Annotated in this window: 2 protein-coding genes; both read left to right on the top strand. The window is 54.6% G+C overall.

Going from position 1 to position 2123, the window contains the following annotated elements:
* Window positions 1-134 precede the first annotated feature (134 nt).
* The gene (locus ACYQ54_RS28445) at window positions 135-1559 is read left to right on the top strand and encodes an ISNCY family transposase (protein ID WP_460088496.1); all 1425 of its coding nucleotides are present in this window, start codon (window positions 135-137) and stop codon (window positions 1557-1559) included.
* 52 nt (window positions 1560-1611) lie between these two features.
* Entirely contained in the window at window positions 1612-1926 is a 315-nt protein-coding gene (locus ACYQ54_RS28450; RefSeq protein ID WP_460088497.1) for a hypothetical protein, read from the top strand.
* The last annotated feature ends 197 nt before the right edge of the window (window positions 1927-2123 follow it).

Here is a 2123-nt window from a genome sequence, read left to right on the forward strand (position 1 = left end):
TGTATAGCAGCCATTTAGTAATGCGACACTTGGGCCAGTTAGAGATGCGACACTTCCCGTCCGTCTGACGCTGGTCAATGTCAACGTTGGAAGGAAGACTGGGTTCGACACGCCTGAGTGCTGACGGAGCCGTAATGTCTTTGATCACCATGTCGCAACATGAACTAAACCGGCTGGAAGCCATCCAGAAGATTCGAGACAGCCGATTGAGTGTCGTCGACGCTGCCCGGTTGCTGAGCCTCAGTCGAAGCCAGGTCCATCGTCTCTTACAGGCTTACGACCGCGACGGCGTCGAGGGTCTTGTCTCCCGCAAGCGTGGCCGTCCCAGCAATCGGCGTCACAGTGACGAGTTTCGCAATGCCGTCCTCGACCTGGTGCGAGAGCGTTATCACGATTTTGGTCCGACCCTGGCTCGTGAGAAGCTGCTCGAGCTTCATCAGATTGCCGTCGGCAAGGAGACCTTGCGCCAATGGATGACAGAAGCCGGTATTTGGACATCGCGGCGCGAACGCAAGCAGCGAATCTTTCAGCCGCGCGGCCGGCGCGATTGTTTTGGAGAGCTCATCCAGATCGACGGCTCACATCACTGGTGGTTCGAGAACCGCGGTCCCAAATGTGCCTTGCTCGTCTATATCGACGACGCGACCGGCAAGCTGCTACATCTGCGTTTTGCGTTATCCGAGAATACTTTCGACTACCTCCTGGCAACCAAGGTCTATCTGGAACAATGGGGAAAGCCGCTTGCATTCTACAGCGATAAGCATGGGGTTTTCCGGACCACACATGTGTCCGAGATGGACCGGACCAGCGGGCTAACGCAATTTGGCCGCGCTCTTTACGAGCTCAACATCGACATCATCTGCGCCAACACCCCGCAGGCCAAAGGCCGCGTCGAACGCGCCAACCGAACTCTTCAGGACCGGCTGGTGAAGGAACTGCGCTTGCGCGGTATCAACACACTTGAAGACGCCAACGCTTTCGCACCGGAGTTTATCGCTGATTTCAACGGTCGTTTTGGCAAAGAACCACGCAATCACAAGGACATGCATCGGCCATTAGCCGCTCATGAGAACCTGGATGGTGCAATGTGCCGGAAAGAGGTCCGTACGGTCTCACAGGCACTCACGCTGCGCTATGAGAAGGTGATTTTCATTTTGGATCCGACGGACTACGCCAAGACCCTGCCCCGCCAGAAAGTGATCGTCTGCGACTATCCTGATGGTCGCCTGGAGATCATGCACGAGGGCACCCTTCTCCCATACAGAACCTTTGACACCTTGCGCTCGGTTCACAGGGCCCAAGTCGTCGAGAACAAGCGACTGGATGACATCCTGTCGATCGTAGCCGACATGCAGGAAGGTCGGGAGCAGAAACGCCGACAACGTGGTCCCTCCCGAGCTGGTCAGAAGGACCATATGTTCGGCATCCCGGATGGCAGCGTGAGCAACGGCTACAAAAAGCGCGGCCGCAAGCCAGGGCGGCGAACGGATTTCATGAATGATCCTGAAGTGAATGCTAAGAGGCAGAAGGCATTGGCAAGAATCGCTGCATGTGATTGATCGTTCGTTTTATTGCGTGTCTTCTATACCGATAGCAGTGAGGCTCGGTGCTATGATTGATATGTTTTCACCAAGTGCAGTAAAACGTGATCCTCCAGATATTGAGCTAGTCAAAGAAGTTACGCTGCAACAATTTTCGAATTGGCTAATGCGACATTTTGGAGCGCTGCCGCAACATCTTGTGGAGCCTATTCGTGATTTGACAACGCTTAAGAGGGGACTTGCTCCGATTTATGAAGAGCTGCGTGATGGCGACAGTTTATGGCTGTGTCGAAGCCGTGTAATTGGCCCGCTTCATGGACATGAAGGTATCGCTCTCGTTCGCGACAAACAGCCAGTAATCTACATTCGAATAATACAACGCTAAAGCACTCACCTAACCTCTAAGGATAGCAGGACCTCATACGGGCTACCGTCTTAACGTTGCGACCATCCGCCCCCTCACCTCCCTTGCAACCCGGCCCAGCCGGTCGGATCGGGGGCTGACCGCTTGAGAAAGTGGCAAAACCCAAGTGTCGCATTTCTTTCGGGCTGAACATGTCGCGCCTCTAATCGGCTTTGACA

The organism is Roseibium sp. LAB1 (assembly GCF_054658235.1).

Coding starts and splice junctions, on each gene's coding strand:
- ACYQ54_RS28450 (WP_460088497.1), top strand. CDS start 1,612: ATGATTGATATGTTTTCACCAAGTGCAGTAAAACGTGATCCTCCAGAT.
- ACYQ54_RS28445 (WP_460088496.1), top strand. CDS start 135: ATGTCTTTGATCACCATGTCGCAACATGAACTAAACCGGCTGGAAGCC.